24 protein-coding genes are annotated in these 20,962 nt (G+C 43.2%); 22 read left to right on the forward strand and 2 right to left on the reverse strand.

The window, feature by feature from the left end; all coding sequences use genetic code 11:
• Positions 1 to 4 precede the first annotated feature (4 nt).
• The 11 genes from smc to NYR25_04255 all read left to right on the forward strand — a co-directional run bounded on the left by smc (position 5) and on the right by NYR25_04255 (position 11,125).
• A complete protein-coding gene (gene smc / locus NYR25_04205; GenBank protein ID UWF34603.1) occupies positions 5 to 3,559 on the forward strand; it encodes a chromosome segregation protein SMC in 3,555 nt (1,184 codons plus the stop codon).
• Entirely contained in the window at positions 3,560 to 4,717 is a 1,158-nt protein-coding gene (gene ftsY / locus NYR25_04210; protein ID UWF34604.1) for a signal recognition particle-docking protein FtsY, read from the forward strand.
• 5 nt (positions 4,718 to 4,722) lie between these two features.
• Positions 4,723 to 5,064: a putative DNA-binding protein gene (locus NYR25_04215; GenBank protein UWF34605.1), complete on the forward strand. Its 342-nt coding sequence runs from the start codon at positions 4,723 to 4,725 to the stop codon at positions 5,062 to 5,064.
• Between the two features lie 16 nt (positions 5,065 to 5,080).
• Entirely contained in the window at positions 5,081 to 6,511 is a 1,431-nt protein-coding gene (gene ffh, locus NYR25_04220; GenBank protein ID UWF34606.1) for a signal recognition particle protein, read from the forward strand.
• A 115-nt stretch (positions 6,512 to 6,626) separates the two neighbouring features.
• On the forward strand, positions 6,627 to 6,899 hold the full coding sequence (rpsP, locus tag NYR25_04225; GenBank protein ID UWF34607.1) for a 30S ribosomal protein S16: 273 nt from the start codon (positions 6,627 to 6,629) through the stop codon (positions 6,897 to 6,899).
• A 76-nt stretch (positions 6,900 to 6,975) separates the two neighbouring features.
• Positions 6,976 to 7,491, forward strand: coding sequence for a ribosome maturation factor RimM (rimM, locus tag NYR25_04230; protein ID UWF34608.1), 516 nt, complete (start codon positions 6,976 to 6,978; stop codon positions 7,489 to 7,491).
• Positions 7,491 to 8,228, forward strand: a complete 738-nt coding sequence (gene trmD / locus NYR25_04235; GenBank protein ID UWF34609.1) for a tRNA (guanosine(37)-N1)-methyltransferase TrmD — start codon at positions 7,491 to 7,493, stop codon at positions 8,226 to 8,228. The genes rimM and trmD overlap by 1 nt, the downstream gene beginning before the upstream one ends.
• A 173-nt stretch (positions 8,229 to 8,401) precedes the next feature.
• Positions 8,402 to 9,067, forward strand: a complete 666-nt coding sequence (locus NYR25_04240; protein UWF34610.1) for an ATP-binding cassette domain-containing protein — start codon at positions 8,402 to 8,404, stop codon at positions 9,065 to 9,067.
• Positions 9,051 to 9,806: an iron export ABC transporter permease subunit FetB gene (gene fetB / locus NYR25_04245; GenBank protein ID UWF34611.1), complete on the forward strand. Its 756-nt coding sequence runs from the start codon at positions 9,051 to 9,053 to the stop codon at positions 9,804 to 9,806. The genes NYR25_04240 and fetB overlap by 17 nt, the downstream gene beginning before the upstream one ends.
• Before the next feature lie 115 nt (positions 9,807 to 9,921).
• On the forward strand, positions 9,922 to 10,293 hold the full coding sequence (gene rplS, locus NYR25_04250) for a 50S ribosomal protein L19 (protein UWF34612.1): 372 nt from the start codon (positions 9,922 to 9,924) through the stop codon (positions 10,291 to 10,293).
• A gap of 502 nt (positions 10,294 to 10,795) precedes the next feature.
• Positions 10,796 to 11,125: a DUF4176 domain-containing protein gene (locus tag NYR25_04255; GenBank protein ID UWF34613.1), complete on the forward strand. Its 330-nt coding sequence runs from the start codon at positions 10,796 to 10,798 to the stop codon at positions 11,123 to 11,125.
• 193 nt (positions 11,126 to 11,318) lie between these two features.
• Here the strand turns inward: NYR25_04255 and NYR25_04260 are convergent, their stop codons facing one another.
• Both NYR25_04260 and NYR25_04265 read right to left on the reverse strand, forming a co-directional pair.
• Positions 11,319 to 11,645, reverse strand: coding sequence for a heavy metal-binding domain-containing protein (locus tag NYR25_04260; GenBank protein UWF34614.1), 327 nt, complete (start codon positions 11,643 to 11,645; stop codon positions 11,319 to 11,321).
• Between the two features lie 33 nt (positions 11,646 to 11,678).
• The gene (locus tag NYR25_04265; protein ID UWF34615.1) at positions 11,679 to 12,011 is read right to left on the reverse strand and encodes a DsrE family protein; all 333 of its coding nucleotides are present in this window, start codon (positions 12,009 to 12,011) and stop codon (positions 11,679 to 11,681) included.
• A gap of 396 nt (positions 12,012 to 12,407) precedes the next feature.
• Between NYR25_04265 and fabZ the strand changes: the two genes are divergently transcribed.
• From fabZ to NYR25_04320, 11 genes are all read left to right on the forward strand, one after another.
• On the forward strand, positions 12,408 to 12,857 hold the full coding sequence (gene fabZ, locus NYR25_04270; GenBank protein UWF34616.1) for a 3-hydroxyacyl-ACP dehydratase FabZ: 450 nt from the start codon (positions 12,408 to 12,410) through the stop codon (positions 12,855 to 12,857).
• 12 nt (positions 12,858 to 12,869) lie between these two features.
• The gene (locus NYR25_04275) at positions 12,870 to 13,829 is read left to right on the forward strand and encodes a ketoacyl-ACP synthase III (GenBank protein ID UWF34617.1); all 960 of its coding nucleotides are present in this window, start codon (positions 12,870 to 12,872) and stop codon (positions 13,827 to 13,829) included.
• A gap of 26 nt (positions 13,830 to 13,855) precedes the next feature.
• Positions 13,856 to 14,092, forward strand: a complete 237-nt coding sequence (gene acpP / locus NYR25_04280) for an acyl carrier protein (GenBank protein ID UWF34618.1) — start codon at positions 13,856 to 13,858, stop codon at positions 14,090 to 14,092.
• 26 nt (positions 14,093 to 14,118) lie between these two features.
• Complete coding sequence (locus tag NYR25_04285) at positions 14,119 to 15,063, forward strand: ACP S-malonyltransferase (protein ID UWF34619.1); 945 nt, start codon at positions 14,119 to 14,121, stop codon at positions 15,061 to 15,063.
• Positions 15,064 to 15,147: 84 nt separating this feature from the next.
• Complete coding sequence (gene fabG, locus NYR25_04290; GenBank protein UWF34620.1) at positions 15,148 to 15,876, forward strand: 3-oxoacyl-ACP reductase FabG; 729 nt, start codon at positions 15,148 to 15,150, stop codon at positions 15,874 to 15,876.
• Positions 15,877 to 15,891: 15 nt separating this feature from the next.
• Complete coding sequence (fabF, locus tag NYR25_04295; GenBank protein UWF34621.1) at positions 15,892 to 17,118, forward strand: beta-ketoacyl-ACP synthase II; 1,227 nt, start codon at positions 15,892 to 15,894, stop codon at positions 17,116 to 17,118.
• Between the two features lie 4 nt (positions 17,119 to 17,122).
• Positions 17,123 to 17,548: an acetyl-CoA carboxylase biotin carboxyl carrier protein subunit gene (locus NYR25_04300; GenBank protein UWF34622.1), complete on the forward strand. Its 426-nt coding sequence runs from the start codon at positions 17,123 to 17,125 to the stop codon at positions 17,546 to 17,548.
• Positions 17,549 to 17,559: 11 nt separating this feature from the next.
• Positions 17,560 to 17,970, forward strand: coding sequence for a beta-hydroxyacyl-ACP dehydratase (locus tag NYR25_04305; protein ID UWF34623.1), 411 nt, complete (start codon positions 17,560 to 17,562; stop codon positions 17,968 to 17,970).
• A gap of 16 nt (positions 17,971 to 17,986) precedes the next feature.
• Positions 17,987 to 19,354 (forward strand): acetyl-CoA carboxylase biotin carboxylase subunit, encoded by a 1,368-nt coding sequence (accC, locus tag NYR25_04310; GenBank protein ID UWF34624.1) that lies wholly within the window; start codon positions 17,987 to 17,989, stop codon positions 19,352 to 19,354.
• Entirely contained in the window at positions 19,344 to 20,168 is an 825-nt protein-coding gene (locus tag NYR25_04315) for an acetyl-CoA carboxylase carboxyl transferase subunit beta (GenBank protein UWF34625.1), read from the forward strand. The genes accC and NYR25_04315 overlap by 11 nt, the downstream gene beginning before the upstream one ends.
• A 10-nt stretch (positions 20,169 to 20,178) precedes the next feature.
• A complete protein-coding gene (locus tag NYR25_04320; protein ID UWF34626.1) occupies positions 20,179 to 20,952 on the forward strand; it encodes an acetyl-CoA carboxylase carboxyltransferase subunit alpha in 774 nt (257 codons plus the stop codon).
• Positions 20,953 to 20,962 lie beyond the last annotated feature (10 nt).

Genomic DNA, 20,962 nt, shown 5'->3' on the forward strand with positions numbered 1-20,962 from the left:
TTTAATGAAACTACGGACAATTGAAATTAGCGGATTTAAGTCTTTTGCGGACCATACCAAAATTGATTTTAAAGACGGAATTACGGGAATTGTTGGCCCAAATGGTTCGGGTAAGAGTAACATTATTGAAGCCGTTCGCTGGGTGATGGGAGAAACCTCCGCTAAGAGTCTGCGCGGTGGTAAAATGCCCGACGTAATTTTTTCGGGGACCGAAAAGCGTAAACCACTATCCCGAGCGGCGGTTAGCATTGTTTTTGATAACTCGGACCACTTCTTGGACTCTCAATTTGATGAAGTGATGATTAGTCGTCGGCTTTTCCGTAATGGCGAAAGTCAGTATGAATTAAACCATCAGGAATGCCGTTTGAAAGATATTTTGAACTTGTTTATTGATACTGGTTTGGGGCGCGAATCCCTATCAGTGATTTCTCAGGGGAAGATTGAGGAAATCTTCAACAGTAAACCGGAGGATCGCCGGGCCATTATTGAAGAAGCTGCGGGGGTCTTAGAATATAAGCAGGACAAACGTCGGGCGGAAAACGAATTAGAAAAGACTAGCGGCTATTTGGAACGAGTGAATGACTTAATCGTGGAGCTTCAAAAGCAAGTTGAGCCTCTCGAAGAACAGGCTGCGGTTGCAAAGGACTATTTACAGCAAAAAAAGCGGTTTGATCGTTTAGAACAAACCCGGTTAGTGCGGACCATCACCCATAACAGTGCGTTGCAAAAACGGTGGGCGAAGGAGTCTCAGACTAAACAAGCTCAAGCCAAGCAGTTGGAAAATAAGTTACAGCAACTTACTGAACAACGGGACCAGCTTAAAGTGCAAGTTAACCAGCAAACTAAGCAAAAGGACGACTTGCAAGCTGAGTTAGTCCGCTTAAACCGCTTGGAACAACAACTGACTGGGGAGCACGATTTACAAATTGAACGTCAAAAGTATTTTGAACAAGAAAAAAGGCGTTTGACGGATCAGGCAAAGCAAGTGGAAAGCCAAATTGATGAAAGTCAAGGTGAATTAGCGGAGTTAACGCAACGCACTAATGAACTCAGTCAGCAAATTAAAAGTACTAAGCAGGCTTTACGACTGCTAACCGATGACCACCAAGAGCAAAAGAAGGCCGATTTACAAGCTCAAATCGAAGAACTGCGCGCGGAATACGTTGACCACCTGCAGAAATTGACTTCGTTAAAGAATCAGTATAGTTTTAGCCAGCAGGATCAAAAGCGGGACGAGCAGCAACGCTTAAAAGTTGAAATGAATTTAGCTCGGTTCAATAAAGAACTACAAGAACTAGAAGCCAAGCTAACTGAATTCAAAAAAGACGTCGAAAACGCCACTAAAATTTTTCAGCAGCAAAGTGAACAACTCCAAACGCTAGCGCAAAAGCGAAATCAATTAAGCCAGCAGTACGATGAGGCACGGCAGCAATGGCTAGATGGATCAGACATTGTGCACCGGGCCACTAGTAAACTAGAGGCGTTAACGAGCTTAAAAAATGAGCATACGGGTTTCTATCAAGGTGTGCGGGCGGTCTTACAACAAAAAGATCAATTTCCAGGGCTGATTGGTCCGGTAGCGGACGTAATTGAAGTTCCGGATCAATATACCGTGGCAATTGAAACTGCGTTAGGTAGTCAAATCCAAAACGTGGTGGTCGATACGGACCAAACCGCAAAAACAATTATTGAATTTTTGAAAAAACAGCGTCAAGGCCGGGTAACGTTCTTGCCGCGAAATACTTTGCAATCGCGTGCGGTGCGCAGTGAAATGCTTACCCAAGTCCAATCGCTAACTGGTTTTTGCGGGGTGGCGAGTGACTTAATCAAGGTTGCTAACGTCGATCGTGTGGTAAGCCAGCATTTATTAGGGACTACCCTAATTGCGGATAATTTAGACCATGCGTTACAAATTTCTCAACGAGTCCACCGTCGTTATCGGGTGATTACCCTTGCCGGAGACGTTGTGGGCGTGGGTGGAACGATGACCGGGGGAACCACGAACCATGGTCGCCAAGGTCTTTTACAGCAAGATCAAGAAATTAAACGGCTTCAGACGCAAATTGCGGAAATGAAGCAAAAATTGGTGGCAAAGGAAAAAAATGTACAGGAGTTGCTATCCCAAGGTAAGCAGGTTCAAAGTCAAGTAGAGCAGCTGACCCAAACCCAACGAGCCAGCGAACAAACCAAGGCTAAAGCCGAAAACCAGGTAAGCTTGACGGAAGAGCGAATTACCGAGCTGGAGCGCCGGATCAAGGCTACTCGCTTTGAATTAAGCCAGTTAAGCCCGGCCGACGATGCAATTCAAGAGTTACCTACCCAAATCAATGCGCTGGAAGAAAAAATCCAGAATTTGAAGACGGCAACTACGGAAAAGCAGCAGCAGTTGGCCCTTTTTGATAACGATGCGGAAGCACGACAAGCACAGCGGGCTGAGTTACAAGTTAAGTTAGCAAAATTAAACGAACAGGCTTCCCAAAAAGAAGAACAACTACAAGCCATAAAACAGACGCAAGCAGATTTGCAAACTCGCTTACAAGATACACAACGTCAGTTAAGCCAGTTACAGGCTGAGCAAGCAACATCTGCGAAAAATCAAACGCAGGCAGTTAGTTTAGCGGAAGTCCAAAAGCGGCTTAAACAACGTGAACAAGCAATGTCCAACTTACAAAGCGAATGGCAAAAGGCTCAAGTTGAACAAGACCGGGTTATTGCGGATTACGAACTAACTCAAAAGCAATGTAATGAAGCACAAAATCAGGTGCAAGAAGCCCGAAATACATTAGCGTTAGTGCAAAGTAAAATTGAACTAGCTGCTGACCAATTAAACGACGATTATCAACAAACGTTTGAAAGTGCTCAGGCAATTGTTGATGACACCTTGGATGACGAGCAGTTACATCGTGAATTGAAACTACTACGGCGGGGCTTAGACGAGTTAGGCACGGTTAACCTTGGAGCAATTGACGAATACGAACGGGTTTCGACTCGTTATAACTTCTTGAAGGACCAAAAAGAAGATTTAACTAATTCTAAACAACAACTGGAACAATCCATCGCGGAAATTGACCAAGAAGCAAGCCAACGCTTTAAACAAACTTTTGACCAAGTTGCTAAAGAATTTGGGCAAGTGTTTGTTAAAATGTTTGGTGGAGGGCACGCTGAATTAGAGCTAACCGATCCCGATAACTTATTGACCACCGGGATTGAAATAAAGGCCCAACCGCCAGGGAAAAAGTTGCAACGCTTGAGTTTGCTATCTGGTGGAGAAAAGTCTTTAACGGCAATTACCCTGTTGTTTGCAATTTTGCAGGTTAAGCCCGTTCCGTTTTGTATTTTGGATGAGGCCGAAGCGGCCTTTGACGATGCCAACGTCGGCCGGTTTGCGAAGTATTTGCGAACTTTCCAAGACACAACTCAATTCATCGTGATTACCCACCGGAAGGGAACCATGATGGAAGCAGACGTACTCTACGGGGTTACTATGCAAGAATCAGGTGTATCAAAAATGGTTTCGGTATCAGTAGATGAAATCGAACAAAGAGAGCAGGTGGGATAAATGGCATGGTTTTTTGGTAAAAAGAAAAAGAAGGAAAAGGAAGCTGAAAAAAAGGTTGAACCAGCAACCCAAGCTCCGGAATCTGCAACGATGGCTTCTCCTGAGAAAGAAAAGGAAGCTCCGTTGAAAAGCACGCCGGTAAAGGAACCGGCAAGTACGCCGGAATCAGCCCCGGCTGAGGATGTTACCCCCGCGGCGCCAGTTAATAAAGAGCCGCAACTAAACGAGGCTGAAAAGTATGACCGGGGATTGGAACGTTCTCGAAAGTCTTTTGGACAAAAACTCTCAGCCTTATTTACTAATTTTTCAGGGGTGGATGATGATTTTTACGATGATCTTGAAGAAACCCTGATTGAAGCCGACGTTGGATTTGACACGGCCCTCGAAATTAGCGAAGAGGTTCGCGAGGAGATTGAATTTGAAAACGTTTCGGACCCTGAAAAAATCTCGCAATTAATCGTCCGGCGGCTGGTTGATTTATATACACGTAACGGCAGTGCGGAAGACAACCATCTGGTTTTTAGTAAGGAAGGCCCAACGGTATTCCTTTTTGTGGGCGTTAATGGAGTTGGAAAAACTACCAGCATTGGTAAGATGGCGGCACGTTTTAAAGCTCGGGGTCGGAAAGTTCTCTTGGCGGCTTGTGATACGTTCCGGGCGGGAGCAATCCAGCAACTGGAAGAATGGGCTAACCGGGACGGCGTTGACATCGTTACCGGTAAGGAAAAGTCTGATCCTGCCGCGGTCGCTTTTGAAGCGGTAAAAAAGGCTAAAGCCGAAAACTATGACCTCGTCTTTATCGATACGGCAGGTCGTTTGCAAAACAAAGTTAACCTGATGAAGGAATTAGATAAGATCAAGCGGGTAATTAGTCGGGAAATCCCCGATGCACCGCAGGAATCTCTCCTAGTTTTGGATTCCACGACTGGGCAAAATGCATTGACCCAAGCAAAGGCGTTTTTAGAAACCACAAACGTAACCGGAATCATTCTCACGAAACTAGACGGCACTGCCAAGGGTGGAATTGTCTTGGCCATCCGCAACCAACTGCACTTAGCTGTTAAATACGTGGGATTAGGTGAAAAGGTTGAGGACTTGAGTCCGTTTAATCCGGAAGAATATGTCCGCGGCCTGTTTAAGGGTTTGTTGGATGACTAGCGCTTATGGAAATTGAAAAAAATAACCGAGTTAACAGTTTATTGGAATTTTACGAAGAACTGTTGACCCCCAAGCAAAAAGAATACATTACTCTGTACTATGCTGATGATTATTCGTTAGGCGAAATTTCTGAGGAATTCAACGTTAGTCGTCAGGCAGTGTATGATAATATTAAACGGACCGTAAAAATTCTGGAAAAATACGAGCAACAATTACACCTTTTGCGTAACTTTGAGCTACGCAACGCAAAATTTGATCGCATTCAGGCGTACGTTGCCGAGAAGTATCCGGAAGATACCCAGCTCAAGCGCTATTTAGCGGACCTTGAGCAAAGTGAAGAAGAATAAGACGGAGGGGCTGTCAATGGCTTTTGAAGGTCTAACAGAACGTTTACAGAAAACTTTTAATAATTTAAGAAAAAAAGGAAAGGTAACCGAAGCGGACTTGCGCGACACCATGCGCGAAATTCGGCTCGCATTGCTGGAAGCCGACGTTAACTTTACCGTTGTAAAGAAATTTGTAAAAACCGTCCGGGAAAAAGCACTCGGCTCGGATATTTTAGAAGGATTAAACCCGGCCCAACAAATTGTCAAGCTAGTTAATGACGAATTAGTGAAGATGATGGGTACCGAAGCTAGTCCGTTAAATCAAGCACCAAAGATTCCTACCATCATCATGATGGCTGGTTTACAGGGTGCTGGTAAAACTACGACGACTGGTAAATTGGCGTTAAAGCTTAAGAATGAAAAGAAGGCGCGCCCACTGTTGATTGCGGCTGACGTTTATCGGCCAGCGGCGATTGACCAGTTAGTTCAAGTTGGTGAACAAATCGGCGTCCCAGTTTACCAAGAGGGAACCGACGTTAGTCCAGTTGAAATTGTTCGGCACGGGCTAGAACAAGCTGCCGAAAATAAGAACGATTACGTTTTTATTGATACGGCAGGTCGGCTACAAATTGATGAAAAGCTAATGCAAGAATTAGCGGACATCAAGGAATTAGCCCATCCTGATGAAATTCTCCTGGTTGTCGACGCGATGACCGGGCAAAATGCGGTAAATACAGCGGAAGGCTTTAATGATAAGTTAGACATTACCGGGGTAATCCTGACTAAGTTAGATGGGGACACCCGTGGCGGTGCAGCTTTGTCAATCCGGGCAGTAACGGGTAAGCCAATTAAATTTGTGGGTCAAGGTGAAAAAATGGAAGACTTAGACGTCTTCCACCCGGACCGAATGGCTTCTCGAATCTTAGGCATGGGGGACATGCTTACTTTAATTGAAAAGACCCAAAAGGAATTCGACGAAAAGCAAGCAGCCGAAATGTCCCAAAAAATTCGGGAAAATACCTTTGATTTCAACGATTTCTTGGATCAAATGAACCAAGTTCAAAGTATGGGCCCGATTGAAGACATTGTGAAGATGATTCCGGGGATGGCAAATAATCCGGCATTGAAGAACATTAACGTCGATCCTAAGGATATTGAGCATACCAAAGCAATTGTCTACTCAATGACTAAACAAGAGCGCGAAAATCCGGATATTTTAAATCCTAGTCGGCGGCGCCGGATTGCTGCCGGATCAGGTCGGCCAGTGGTTGAAGTTAACCGGATGATTAAGCAGTTTAACCAAATGAAAAAAATGATGAACCAAATGTCCAAGGGAAACTTTGGCCCGATGGAGGGAATGTTTGGTAACGGCATTAAGGGCAAGTTGTCTAAGATGGCAATGAACTCGATGGTTAAGCGGAATAAAAAGAAGAAAAAGAAGCGGATGAAGAAGAATAAAAAGCGGTAATTGCCGCATTTTAACGGGATAAAAAATAAAATTTAATCTGTTAAGGAAAAAACCTTTACATCTCTTCAAATAACTGGTATATTATTACTCGTGAATAAATAGTGGAGGTGTTAACATGTCTGTAAAGATTCGTTTAAAACGTATGGGTTCGAAGAAGCGTCCTTTCTACCGTATCGTGGTTGCTGATTCACGTTCACCACGTGATGGTCGTTTTATCGCCCAAGTTGGAACATACAACCCATTAGTTGAACCAGCTGCAGTTAAGCTTGAAGAAGAAGAAATCATGAACTGGTTAAACAATGGTGCACAACCTTCGGATACGGTTAAGAATATTCTTTCTAAAGCAGGAATTATGAAGAAGTATCACGAAGCTAAATATACAAAATAGGTTTTAACCTGAAATGAAGGGCGTAAGTAAAACGGTTGTTTTATTACGCCCTTCTTTTTGTATCGGAGGAAGAATAATGAACTATTATAACGTGGCCAAAATCGTGAACACGCGTGGCTTACGCGGTGAATTAAAGGTGATCGCGTACACCGACTTTCCGGAAGAACGTTTCCAAGCCGGCACTGAACTGCAATTATTTAAAGACGCGAACGCAACGGCACCAATGCAAGCCGTAACGGTACAATCGGCAAAACCTTTTAAAGGCATGTGGTTAATCCAATTGGCCGGACTAGACTCAATCAACGAAGTTGAAAAGTTTAAGGGCATGATGCTAAAAATTGCGGAAGATCAACTCCAAGAGCTTGGTGAAGATGAATTTTACCAACACGAAATTATTGGGTTAGAGGTCGTTGAAGAAGGGCAAACTCTCGGTAAAGTTAAGGAAATTTTGTCCTACGGTCCTAACGATGTTTGGGTAGTTGAACGGCCAGGTCAAAAAGACTTATTGCTACCATACTTAAAGGACGTAGTATTAAAAGTTGATTTAGATAAAGGTGTTGTAGAAGTTGCGGTACCTGAGGGGTTAGATTAATGAAGATTGATATTTTAACTTTATTTCCGAAAATGGTTGAAGTGCCGCTCCACGAGTCAATTGTGGGGAAGGCGATTGAAAGTGACAAATTAGCCGTTGAGGTAACTGATTTTCGTGAATATTCAACTAATAAGCACAAAAATGTCGACGATTACCCTTATGGAGGCGGAGCCGGTATGCTACTGACGCCACAACCGATTTTTGACGCTATGGAGCACGTCAAAAGCCAAAATCACCAATCGGCAGGTCGGGTGATTTTAGTGGATCCAGGTGGCAAGCGTTTTAATCAAGCAATGGCGGAAGATTTTGCAAAAGAAGAGCACCTGACCTTTATCTGTGGGCATTATGAAGGCTATGATGAGCGGATTAAGACGTTGGTCGATGACGAAGTTTCGCTTGGTGATTTTGTGATTACGGGCGGGGAATTAGCGGCATTGACGATGATTGATGCAACGGTTCGTTTACTACCAGACGTGCTAGGTAACGATGAGTCTGCTGAAGATGATTCATTTTCTACGGGACTTTTAGAGTTTCCACAGTACACCCGTCCCGCTGATTTTCGAGGATTAAAAGTACCGGAGATTTTGTTGAGTGGTAACCATGGCAAGATTGACGAATGGCGACGAACGATGGCGTTGAAGAAAACGTTAGAACGTCGGCCAGATTTATTAAAAACGGCTAAATTAACGGCGGAAGATCAAAAGATCCTCCGAGAATTACAAACACCCGATATATAATGAGGATGATTGGATCTATACAATTGACGGAGGCTAGCGGGGAACTAGTCTAAAAAGCTTTGATATTTTTAGAGGTAGGTTAATTGTGTAGGTGACGGTTCATCCTCTTTTTACTAGTAACTTCTAGTTTTTTAAATTATAATGAATCTAAATAAGTTAGGGGAGTGACTTTTATGACCAAAATCTTTTCCGTTCGTAATCTTAATTACGTAGTTAACGGAACCAGAATTTTGAATTCAATCGATTTTGATGCGGAACTTGGTGATTACATTACGATAGTGGGCCCCTCCGGGTCGGGGAAAAGTACTTTTTTAAAGATTTTGGCCACGTTACTGACCCCTACAAGCGGCACGATTATGTATCACGGAGAGGATCAGCTTGCGATCCCCAAAATTGAATACCGCAAGGAGGTTTCTTACTGTTTCCAACAACCAACCTTGTTTGGCGAAACGGTTCGTGACAATCTGGCGTTTCCTTTTGAAATTCGTAACCATCCTTTTAACGCGGATAAGGCAATTAGGTCACTCGAACAGGTTGACTTAACCGCACGATTCTTAGATAAGCCGATTGTGGACCTATCGGGGGGCGAAAAGCAACGGGTGGCGTTAGTCCGCAACTTGCTTTTTCCACCTAAAGTCCTTTTGTTGGATGAAGTTACTACGGGTCTAGATGTGGACACCAAGGCAATTGTCCATCATTTAATTGAAAAAATGAACCAAAAAAGCAAAATTACGGTTTTAGCAATTACACATGACGAAGCAGAAATTAATTTAGCTCATCGTTTAGTCACGATTGAAAATGGCAGAATTGTAGGTGAACGACATGAACTTAATCGTTAGTCCTTTGGCGTTATCCTTCGCCATCATCTTAGTTATCATTGCGTTAGGAATTAATCTACACGAAAAAATTGGGTTGGAAAAGGACATGGTGATCGGGGTAATTCGGGCAGTTATCCAGCTAACCGTCGTGGGTTACGTTTTAACTTACGTTATTAAGGTTGACCGGGTCTGGTTAACCATCTTGATGGTATTGATCATCATTTTTAATGCCGCACTTAACGCGAAAAAACGGGCGGATAAAATTCCCCATGCGTTTTTTATTAGTCTCTTAGCCATTAGCGTGGCAACCGTGACAACCATTTGTTTACTAGTGTTAGCGCGGGCAATTAAGTTTACCCCCAGCCAAATCGTGCCAATTTCTGGGATGATTGCTAGTAACACCATGGTGGCAATCGGATTATGCTACCGCAGCATGAACCAAACTTTTAAAGACCAACGCCAAGGGGTTTTAGAACGGCTAGCGTTAGGGGCCAACTTGAAGCAAGCATCACGAGCGATTGTCCAAAATTCAATTAAAACCGGGATGTCGCCAACCATTGATTCCGCCAAAACAGTAGGGATTGTGAGTTTACCAGGAATGATGTCCGGATTAATTTTTGCCGGAGTCGATCCCACTAAGGCGATTCTGTACCAAATTATGGTAACTTTTATGTTGTTAGCAGCCACTAGTATTGGTAGTGTAATTGCTTGCTACATGGCGTATCCGCTTTTTTATAACGATGATTTACAGTTAAAATAACTTTGCATCAGCGGAGTGGATATGTTATTATTTTACTTGGCTTGAATGCCAACAATTAACAATGTTCCGCTGGCTCCGGGTGAGTTAAGAAGATTGGTGAAGGGAAGATTTTTTGATGAATGAATTAATCAACAAGATTACAAAAGAACAACTTCGCGACGACATTCCTGAATTCCGCGCTGGTGATACTGTTCGGGTTCACGCTAAGGTTGTTGAAGGTAACCGCGAACGGATCCAGATGTTTGAAGGGGTAGTTATCAAGCGTCATGGTTCAGGAATCAGTGCTACATACACTGTTCGTAAGATCAGTAACGGAATTGGTGTGGAACGTACATTCCCACTCCATTCACCACGTGTAGCTAAGATTGACGTTGTTCGTTACGGTCGCGTTCGTCGTGCTAAGCTTTACTACCTACGTGCATTACATGGTAAGGCAGCTCGTATTAAGGAAGACCGTCGTAAAGCTAACGCTATGAAAAATAAATAGTTTTTGACCAGCACTAAGGTTGGGTAAAGACTAGTGAAGAAACCAATTCGTTTAATCGCGAATTGGTTTCTTTTTTTTAGGTAAATTTAGCGCATAAGGGTTATTACTAACCAATTAGAAATGATTTTTATAAGTGCGGATAAATAATTGGGTTGTTTGTTAATGAAATAATGGAAAAAATTTACGAGAGTCAATTACTAAAAAATTCACTTAAAATATAGGAATAACATTGTTGCTTAATTTTTGGGATTGCCAATTAATGAAGTTTGGGTGTATATTTAATACACGATAAGACATATAAAACTAGTAAAGAACCATGAGAGTATTGGATAACAATGAAAATTGGAATACTGATTAAATTAAGGGTTGAAAGATCGTTAGGTTGAATAAAAATCATAACGCAAAAGTAAAGCCCTTAGTGACTAGTCAAAGTTTTATCACGGATCAAGGAAGTGACTTCTAAAACAGCGTAAGGGAAGTCAATAGTAGAGGAGCAAAAATAATGGCACAAAATATATTACCGTTAGGTTCGGTTGTAACGTTAAAAGATCATCCTGAAAGAGGAGAGTTGCTTATTATTTCAAGAGCGAGCGTGGTCCAGGAAGAAGCCCAAAAGGAAGCCTACTTCGATTATGGAGCGGTGCTCATCCCAGAAGGAATGATGACACCGGAAGAAGTTTACTTTTTTAATCGCGAAGACGTCGGTAAAGTGGTGTACAAAGGTTACGTTAACCACGCAGAAAAACAATTTGCCGAAAATTATGACCGGTTAATTAGTCAAACTGACATTGCGAAGGGAACAACGGATATTTTAAATGCACCAAACGCATAGTGGACTGAAAATTATGGGTCTCTTAGAAAATATTTCTGGGGTAATGAGATTCTTTAGTAAAAAAATAAGCGCGGATAACGAAGTATAAAAACAAATTTAAAAGACATCAACTGCTTAAAGGAAATTTCAATAGGCTAGCTAAAACTTAACTAGCTTAATTTCCTAATAGCAATTGATGCCTTTTTTTAATTTACTATTCTTGGATAAATTTAACGGCAGTTCCGTAAGCGGCAACCGACTGCATGTCAGTGCCGATTGAACCTGAATCAAAACGCATCATCACTACGGCATCAGCACCCATTGCCGCAGCATTTTCTCGTAAACGTTGGACTGCTATATGCCGAGATTCGTCCAACATTTTGGTGTAGTCTTTAATTTCGCCACCAACAATATTTTTTAAACCTGCTCCAATATTTCGTACTAAATTTTTAGATTGGGTGGTCAAACCAAAAACTTCTCCAATTACTTGATATTCCTTACCAGGGATACGTTCGGTGGTGGTAACTAGCATTTCTTCCATGAAGATTCCTCCTATAAGTTAGGTGATTATAAATTACGGCCGTAAATACGCATAGCCAGCAGCTTGTTTTTCTACTAACTCAACAACCCCTGAAGGGACCACTTTGGCATCGCTAATTAAGCTATCGAGACTAATTTGTCGTTGTTTTAGCGAATTCTGGCAAACGACCAACTGATCCAGGGGCTGGAGGGCGTCTTTAATTGTTGCATTTTGCGACTGGGAAGTCTGTAAAGCTGCCACTGCAGGGCCGTTAACAAGTAATTCAATTACGTTATTGGTTTCAGCGTAATGTTCGTTCAAATGGGCGAGGTTACTTAGTACCATGGGCCATTTTTCCATTTCATCGATATGCATAATTATTTTCATCAATAGTGGTCCTACCTTTCATGATGGTTGTGTACCCAACATTATAACGCGAAACAGTGCCAATAGGGAGCTTAAAGTAAGTTACACAATGAGTTCATTTGTACACCATTAACGATGTTTGGGATGTACAAAAATTACTTGACAAGCAATTCCCCGTCCTGGTGGCGATTTTAGTGTATGGGGTTAATTAATTGTGACGGTTCAAGATAATTTGTTTCAATCAGGGAAATCAATAAGAAATCCCACCATATCGGCTTTGAACGCTGTTTTTTAAAAAAATAGCAAAAAATTCACATTTTAAAAGCAATTGCGCAACGAACCTTTTCTCGCTATTCTTTTGAATATTCCTTATGTAAGGAATCGCAAGGAACACTCGGTTGAGGAGGAAATAAGAATTTGAGTATTTTAAACGCGGCAGAAATCATGGAGTTAATTCCAAACCGTTATCCAATCTTATTTATGGATTACGTTGACGAATTGGAACCAGGAAAATCAATTATCGCAACTAAAAACGTCACCATTAACGAAGAATTTTTCCAAGGACACTTTCCGGGAAATCCAGTAATGCCTGGCGTATTAATTATTGAATCGTTGGCACAGGCTGCTTCAATCTTAATTTTGAAGTCCGAAGAGTTTGCGGGAAAGACGGCGTACTTAGGAGCAATTAATAACGCTAAATTCCGCCAAATTGTTCGGCCTGGAGATGTTTTGAAATTACATGTCGAAATGATTAAGAAAAAACGCAACATGGGGGTTGTGGAAACATTTGCAACCGTCGGCGAAAAGAAAGTTTGCCAAGCTCAATTGACCTTTATTGTTGGGGCAACTGACCAGCCTAAAGCATAGTTGGTGAAGTAAATGGGATTAAAAATTATTGATTCGGCAAAGTATAGTCCGGAAAGGGTTATTACTAACGACGAACTAGCGCAAACGTTAGATACGTCGGACGAATGGATTTCGAAACGAACCGGTATCAAACGGCGGCATCGGATTGGTGAGGAAACTAATGCTGCAATGGCAACTAAGGTTGCAGAAGCTTTACTTACCAAGACGAACACGGCTCCCGAAGAAGTAGATTTGATCGTGGTGGCAACCATGTCTCCGGATTACCAAACTCCTTCAGTAGCCGCACTGGTTCAAGGCGCTCTTAAGGCTTCTAGAGCCATGGCCTTCGACATTAGTGCCGCCTGCAGTGGCTTTGTTTACGGAATGAGTGTAGTGAACCAAATGCTTCAATCGCCGAACTATCATAAGGCTTTATTAATTGGTTCAGAGGCACTGTCTCGTCTGCTAGATTGGGAAGACCGGAGTACGGCAGTTTTGTTTGGCGACTCTGCAGCGGGCGTTTTAGTCGAAAATGATCCTGCTGACCCTGCAGGATTGCTTGCCGAACGGCTAACTACTTATGGTGACTTAGGGGAACACCTCACTGCTGGTAACGTGGCTGCGTTAACTGATTCAACGCAATCTTATTTTTTTCAAATGAATGGCCGCAAGGTTTACGAATTTGCAACTAACCGGGTTCCTGAATCAATCCAAGCAGTGTTACAAGCGGCGGAAATTGATGCGAAAGACGTCAAGTATTTCCTGTTGCACCAGGCAAACGCCCGCATTATTAAAAGCGTGGCCAAACGGTTGGAACTACCGTTAGAAAAATTTCCAATCAACATCGCTGACTACGGAAATACTGCCGCAGCCAGTGAGCCACTGCTTTTAGCAGAACTGATGCAGGAACATAAAATCCAACGCGGCGACATCATCGTGTTTAGCGGCTTTGGCGGTGGCTTGACCATCGGTACTAGCATAATTAAATTTTAAAAACATATTATTTGGAGGAACATAAAATGACAAAAGAAGAAGTATTCGCAAAGGTACAAGAAGTAATCGCAGACCAATTGGAAAAGGACGCAAGCAAAATCACAATGGAAACTAGTTTTTCAGAAGATTTAGAAGCAGATAGCTTAGACATCTTTGAAGTTGTGGACCAATTAGAAGATGAATTTGATATCGACATCGATACTGACGAAAACATGGATACTGTTGGTAAATTAGTTGATTACATTATTGAAAACCAAGACTAATTCGAGGCAGTACTAAGGAGATTGCAATGATTAAAGCAGCATACTTATTTAGCGGACAAGGTCAACAGTTTGAGGGGATGGGACAAGACTTCTATAAAACGGAACCAGCTTACCGGTCCTTAGTGGATGAAGCTAGTCAGATCCTAGGTCAGAATTTTGCGGACCCCGCGGTGATGGACGACCCCGTTAACGCACAATTAGCGATTGTGATTTTTAGTTTAGGGGTAGAACGAATTTTACGCCAAGAAGAACTTCAGGCAGAAAAATTTGTGGGACTGAGCTTAGGTGAGTATTCTGCATTATTAGCGGCAGAAAGTTTTCCTTTAGCGGACGGTTTAGCCGTGATTGCAGACCGGTCGCGGTACATGAGCGAAGCTGGTAAACAAAACCCTGGAAAAATGGTAGCAGTGCTTAACGCGGAGGCCACGGTAATTGACAACGCGTTAGCGGAAGCTAGAAAAGTCGGCGACGTTTTTCCAGCAAACTATAATACGCCGAAGCAAACTGTTTTCGGGGGTAACACCACGGGAATTGAACGCTTTAGCGCAGCTCTAAAGGACGCCGGCGTAAAACGTGTTGTGCCAATCAAAATGCCGGTAGCTTCACATACCCCGTATATGGAGCCGGCTAGCATTCGTTTGGCTGAGCGATTGGAAAGCGTTCCGGTTCAGGCACCGCAAATCCCGGTTATTAGCAACACCATTAGAGCACCGTTTACCGTAAACAATTTAAAGGATACCTTAGCTAAACAGCTAACGCATCCAACTTACTTTACGGATTGTTTAAACCTGCTTGACGTTGATGAATTGGATTGTCTTATTGAAGTAGGACCTGGCAAAGCGTTGAGTGGTTTTGCGAAAAAAACGCTGAAAAAGGCGGACCTGCCAATTTTTAACGTTGACCGGGTGGAAAATTTAAATAAACTACGCGAGTTCCTAGTGACTAAACAAGCTGAGGAACCGGTTAGCTAAGGGTTTACGGACATTGATAGACATGAATAGGCTGGGAAAATTTAATTTAAGTTTTCTCAGTCTTTAATTAGGAGGCCATATTAATTGGATATTAAGGATAAAGTTGCGGTAGTTACTGGCGGAACGAAAGGAATCGGGCTTGCAATCGCTAAAGATTTAGCGCAACAAGGTGCGAAAGTCTTTATCACCGCGCGCCGGGCAGTTGAAGACGTAGCGCTACAAACCGAACTTAATGATTTAGGGATCGTCTACAAGAATTTAGACATCCGGGCTGATGACGAAGTGGGGGCATTGCTTAACGAACTTAACGAAGAGCAAGGTCACGTCGACATCGTCATTAATAACGCCGGCATCACTCGGGACAAGTTGTTAAGTCGGATGTCGTTAGAAGACTTCGAAGAGGTCATCGCAACTAATTTAGTGGGGACTTTCTCAGTTACTAAGTACGCAATGAAAATTATGCAAAAACAACGATCCGGTAATATCGTAAATATTTCTAGCATTTCGGGAACTCACGGGAATGTGGGACAGGCTAATTATTCCGCTAGTAAGGCGGGAATTGTAGGTTTGACCAAAACAACCGCTCGCGAAGGCTTGTTAAGAAATATTCGGTGCAACGCGATTGCCCCTGGGATGATCGAAACGGCGATGACAGGAAAACTAAGTGACAAGGTTCGCGCTAAGACTGAAGAAATGATTCCAATGCACCGTTTTGGGCAACCTGAAGAAATTGCCATGGCGGTAAGCTTTTTACTTAAAAATGATTACATTACTGGGCAAGTTCTGACCGTGGATGGCGGATTGACCCTTTAAATCAAGGAGGAAAATATGACTAGAAGAGTTGTTGTAACGGGAATGGGGGCACTAACCCCACTTGGTAATAGTCGGGACGCCTTTATTGAAGGGTTAAATGAATCTAAAGTAGGAATCGACCAAATTACTCATTTTGATGCTGAACCGACCGGAATTACGGTTGCTGGGGAAGTTAAAGAATTCAACGCTACCGAACGTTTAGAAAGAAAAATTGCTAAGCGGATGGATCCGTTTTCCCAGTACGCTTTGTACACCGCGGTGGAAGCCATGGAACAAGCCGATTTTAAGGATGGCGAAGTGGATCCCGAACAGATGGGGGTTATCTACGGCTCTGGAATTGGTGGGTTAACCACAATCCAAGAACAAGTAATCAAAATGAACACCAAGGGACCTAAACGAGTTTCCCCGTTGTTCGTTACTAATTCAATCACGAACATGGCGGCGGGTAATATTTCGATGTACTTTAATGCCAAAAATACTAGTCAAGCAATCGTTACGGCTTGTGCTAGCGCTAATAATGCCATTGGTAATGCGTTCCACCATATTAAAAATGGGTATGCGGACGTAATGATTACTGGTGGTGCTGAATCATCGATTAATGAAATCGGGATTGCCGGTTTTGCGGCCTTAACGGCGTTATCGACCGCGACGGATCGTTTGCGCGCTTCAATTCCATTTGATAAGGAAAGAAATGGCTTTGTCATGGGGGAAGGTGCCGCTACCTTAGTTTTAGAAGAGTACGAACATGCAAAGGCCCGTGGTGCAAACATTTTAGCAGAAATTGTCGGCTACGGAATGACTAGTGACGCTTTCCACATGACCCAGCCAGATCCTGACGGTCGCGGAGCTATCCGGGCGATGGAAATGGCCCTACAAGAAGGTGGCTTAACTCCTGCAGATGTAGACTACATTAACGCCCACGGAACCAGCACCCATGCTAATGATAGTGCGGAATCTAAAGCAATCGCGAAGGTTTTTGCTGACAATGACCATTATCAAGTAAGTAGTACCAAGTCGATGACCGGACATTTATTAGGGGCGGCAGGTGCCATTGAAGCCGTAGCCACCATCGCGGCATTGCAAAATGACGTGATGCCAGTAAACGTCGGGCTCCAAGTTAAGGATCCGGAAGTCAACATTCCGCTGGTAACGGAAGACAGCCGGCGAACAAAGGTTAACGCGGCAATCAGTAATTCCTTTGGATTTGGTGGTCATAATGCGGTATTAGCATTTAAGAGGTGAGAAAATGGAAGAGATTGATTTAGATAAATTATTGACTAAATTAGATCAATCGTCGTTTACATCGTTTGAAATTCACGACGGTGATTTTAATTTAAAGGTTAAAAAAGAAGCAGCACCGGCTAGTCAGCCCGTAATGCAAAATAATCCACCAGTAGCGGAAACAACTCCTTCCGTGCCTGAAAGTGAACCGTTAGCTGAAATTAAGGCCCCGTTTGTGGGAGTAGTTTACTTTGCTCCGGCAGAAGGCGAAGATCCATATATTCAAGAAGGTAGTACGGTTAAAAAAGGTGACACCGTGGCCTTGATTGAAGCAATGAAGATGTTTAACGAAGTTCATTCACCGATTGAAGGCGAAGTTGTCGAAATCCTGGTTGATAATGGTTCGATGGTGGAATATGACCAGCCAATCGCTCGGATTCGCGAAAAATAGGGGGCTTGGAAATGGTAAATGTACAAGACATCATTCCCCAACGGCCACCATTTCAATTAATTGACCAATTGATTAATTTAGAAGATGGCAAAAAGGCGGTTGCCCAAAAGCAAGTTACCATCAACGAATGGTTTTTCGGTCATCAAAGCGAACTATTTATGCCGGAACCATTATTAATTGAAGCACTTGCGCAAACGGGGGCCTGTGCACTACTATCAGCACCCGAATTTGTAGGCAAAAACGCCTTTTTTGGCGGGATTAAGTCGGCAAACTTTAACCAACGGGTAGTTCCCGGAAACGAGTTAACCCTAACCGTGGAATTAACCAAGTTGAAGCGTCAAATTGGGACGGGCCACGGGGTGATTGAAAATGAGCGACATGAAGTGGTTTGTGAAGCTGATTTAACTTTCATCGTGGGCTAGAAAGAGGAGAGTATTGATGTTTCAAAAAGTTTTAGTAGCCAACCGGGGTGAAATTGCGGTACAGATTATTCGTTCGTTACACGAGCTAGATATTCAGGCAGTGGCAGTTTATTCTACCGCAGATGAAAATAGTCTCTTTGTACGCCTCGCGGATGAAGCAGTCTGTATTGGTGGTCCCCAACCAGCGGAATCGTACCTAAATACTTTTAACATTGTTAACGCAGCCATTTTAACCGGCTGTGACGCAATTCATCCGGGCTATGGCTTTTTATCAGAAAATGCTGAATTTGCGCGGTTGTGTGAAGAAAGTAATTTAAAATTTATCGGACCAAGTTACCAAACGATCGAGTTGATGGGTAATAAATCGCGGGCCCGTGAAACCATGATTAGTGCGAACGTACCGGTTATCCCAGGTAGTAACGGGATGGTGCGGGATTTAGAAAACGCCATGGTGGTTGCGGAGCAGATCGGTTATCCCGTAATGCTAAAGGCGGCCGACGGTGGTGGCGGAAAGGGAATCCGGCGAATTAATTCACCAGACGAACTGAAAAAAGCCTACCAAGCGGCGCAACGTGAAGCACAAACTTCTTTTGGTAACGCAGATTTATACCTAGAAAAAATTATTGAAAACGCCAAGCACATTGAAATGCAAGTGATTGCCGACCAGTATGGACACTACGTTTTCTTACCGGAACGAGATTGTTCGCTTCAGCGGACTAATCAAAAGGTGATTGAAGAAACCCCTTGCGCAGTAATCTCTCACACGGAACGGGAAACTTTAGGTGAAATTGTGGTTCGGGCGGCTAAGGCAATTAAATACTACAACACCGGCACCATTGAATTCCTTATGGATCAAGATCACCATTTTTACTTCATGGAAATGAACACCCGCCTACAAGTGGAGCATACCGTTACCGAAGAAGTTACTGGAATTGAATTAATTAAGGAACAAATTAAGATTGCGGAAGGCCAAAAATTGAGTTTTAGTCAGCTTGACGTAAACATTTTAGGTCACGCAATTGAATGTCGGATTAATGCGGAGGACCCTAGTAACAACTTTATGCCATCGGCTGGTAAGATTGATCACCTCTTTTTGCCGGTGGGGACCATGGGAGTGCGAATTGACTCGGGAATTACCCAAGGAAGTTTAATTCCCCCGTTCTACGACTCGATGATTGCTAAAATGATTGTAAAAATGCCGACTCGTCAAGAAGCAATTGTTAAAATGCGACGGGTTCTAAAGGAATTTGAAATTGCTGGGGTTAAATGTAACAAGACGTTCTTAGAAGCGTTGTTAGTTGATAAAGGGTTTGAAAAGGCACAATTTTCAACTAAATATATTGAAAATAACTTTTTGAAAGAGTGGTTGAATAATGAAAAGTAAGTTTTCCTTGCCAACCCAAGAAGAAATTGTTAAACGCCTGAAGAAAATTCCAGAAGGCTTGTGGCGTGAATGCCCCGAGTGTCATGAGAAGTATTACTATCGTCACGCGGGTAGCTTAGAAGTTTGTCCCAAGTGTGGGTACGGAATGCGAATTGGTGCGCGCAAACGAATCAAGATGGTCTGTGACGAGTTTGAAGAGTGGGATAAAGCCCTTACTACCGACCCTCAGAACGCTGACCCAAAGTATCGCCAGAAGTTAGCAAACGGGATTAAGCAGACTCGAGTCAACGAGAGTGTCCTAACTGGAAAGGGCAAAATTGGTAATTTTGCGGTAGCCATTGCGGTGATGGACTCCCGGTTTATCATGGGAAGTTTAGGCCAGGTTACCGGGCAAAAAATTGCCCATCTTTTCCAAAAAGCCACTCAAGAACGGTTACCCGTGATCATCTTTACGGCTTCTGGCGGAGCGCGAATGCAAGACGGAATCCATTCCCTTATGCAAATGGCGAAGGTGTCTGACGAAGTGGCTCGGCATAGTGCGGAAGGCTTGTTATACATCGCGGTTTTGACCGATCCAACTACCGGTGGGGTGACTGCCAGTTACGCAATGCAAGCCGACATTATTTTGGCGGAACCGAAAACCTTAATTGGTTTTGCGGGCCGGCGGGTAATTGAACAAACCATTAACCAAAAACCGCCTAAGGATTTTCAAAAGGCAGAAACGTTACTTAAAAATGGATTTTTGGATGCAATTGTCGAACGCAAGGACTTAAAAGGCTACTTAAATAACTTGTTAAGCCTCCATGCGGAATGAATAAGTAGGGATGAAAATGACAAAAACAGCTTATGAAACGGTTATGGCAGCCCGCGCGAAAGAAAAGGTTGCCACCGAAGATTTGATTAATAATATTTTTACCGACTTTACTGAATTTCATGGTGATCGGCAATTAAGCGACGATCCGGCAATCATTGGTGGAATTGCCCGACTAAACGGTTTACCAGTGACCGTCATTGGAACCCAAAAGGGAAAAAATACCGCCGAAAATATTGAACGCCATTTCGGGACGGTCGAACCGGAGGGATATCGTAAGGCAATTCGTTTAATGAAGCAGGCTGAAAAATTTAAACGCCCGGTAATTACCTTTGTTAACACGCCGGGTGCGTATCCAGGAATGGATGCTGAATATCACGGCCAGGGATCGGCAATTGCTCAATGCTTAATGGTGGGTATGGAGTTGCGGGTACCATACATCAGCGTAATTGTTGGTGAAGGTGGTAGTGGTGGCGCATTAGCCTTGGCAACCGCGGACCGGGTCTGGATGTTTGAAAACAGCATCTATTCGGTGCTATCGCCAGAAGGCTACGCCTCGATCGTTTGGAAAGATGCTAAGCGAGTGGCGGACGCGGCGGAAGAATTAAAGCTGACACCAGAGATTCTGCTGACCGAAGGAATCATTGATAAAATCATTCCAGAAGTCGTCGACCAAGAAAGCACGAAAGTTTTAAAAAATATGTTAGTTTCCGAAGTGGAAAGTTTACGACAATTTTCGGCTGACGAACTTGTTGAACAGCGCCACGAACGGTTTAGTAAATTTTAGAAAAGGGGTT

The sequence above is a fragment of the Pediococcus acidilactici genome (genome assembly GCA_024970065.1).
Classification (GTDB): domain Bacteria; phylum Bacillota; class Bacilli; order Lactobacillales; family Lactobacillaceae; genus Pediococcus; species Pediococcus acidilactici_A.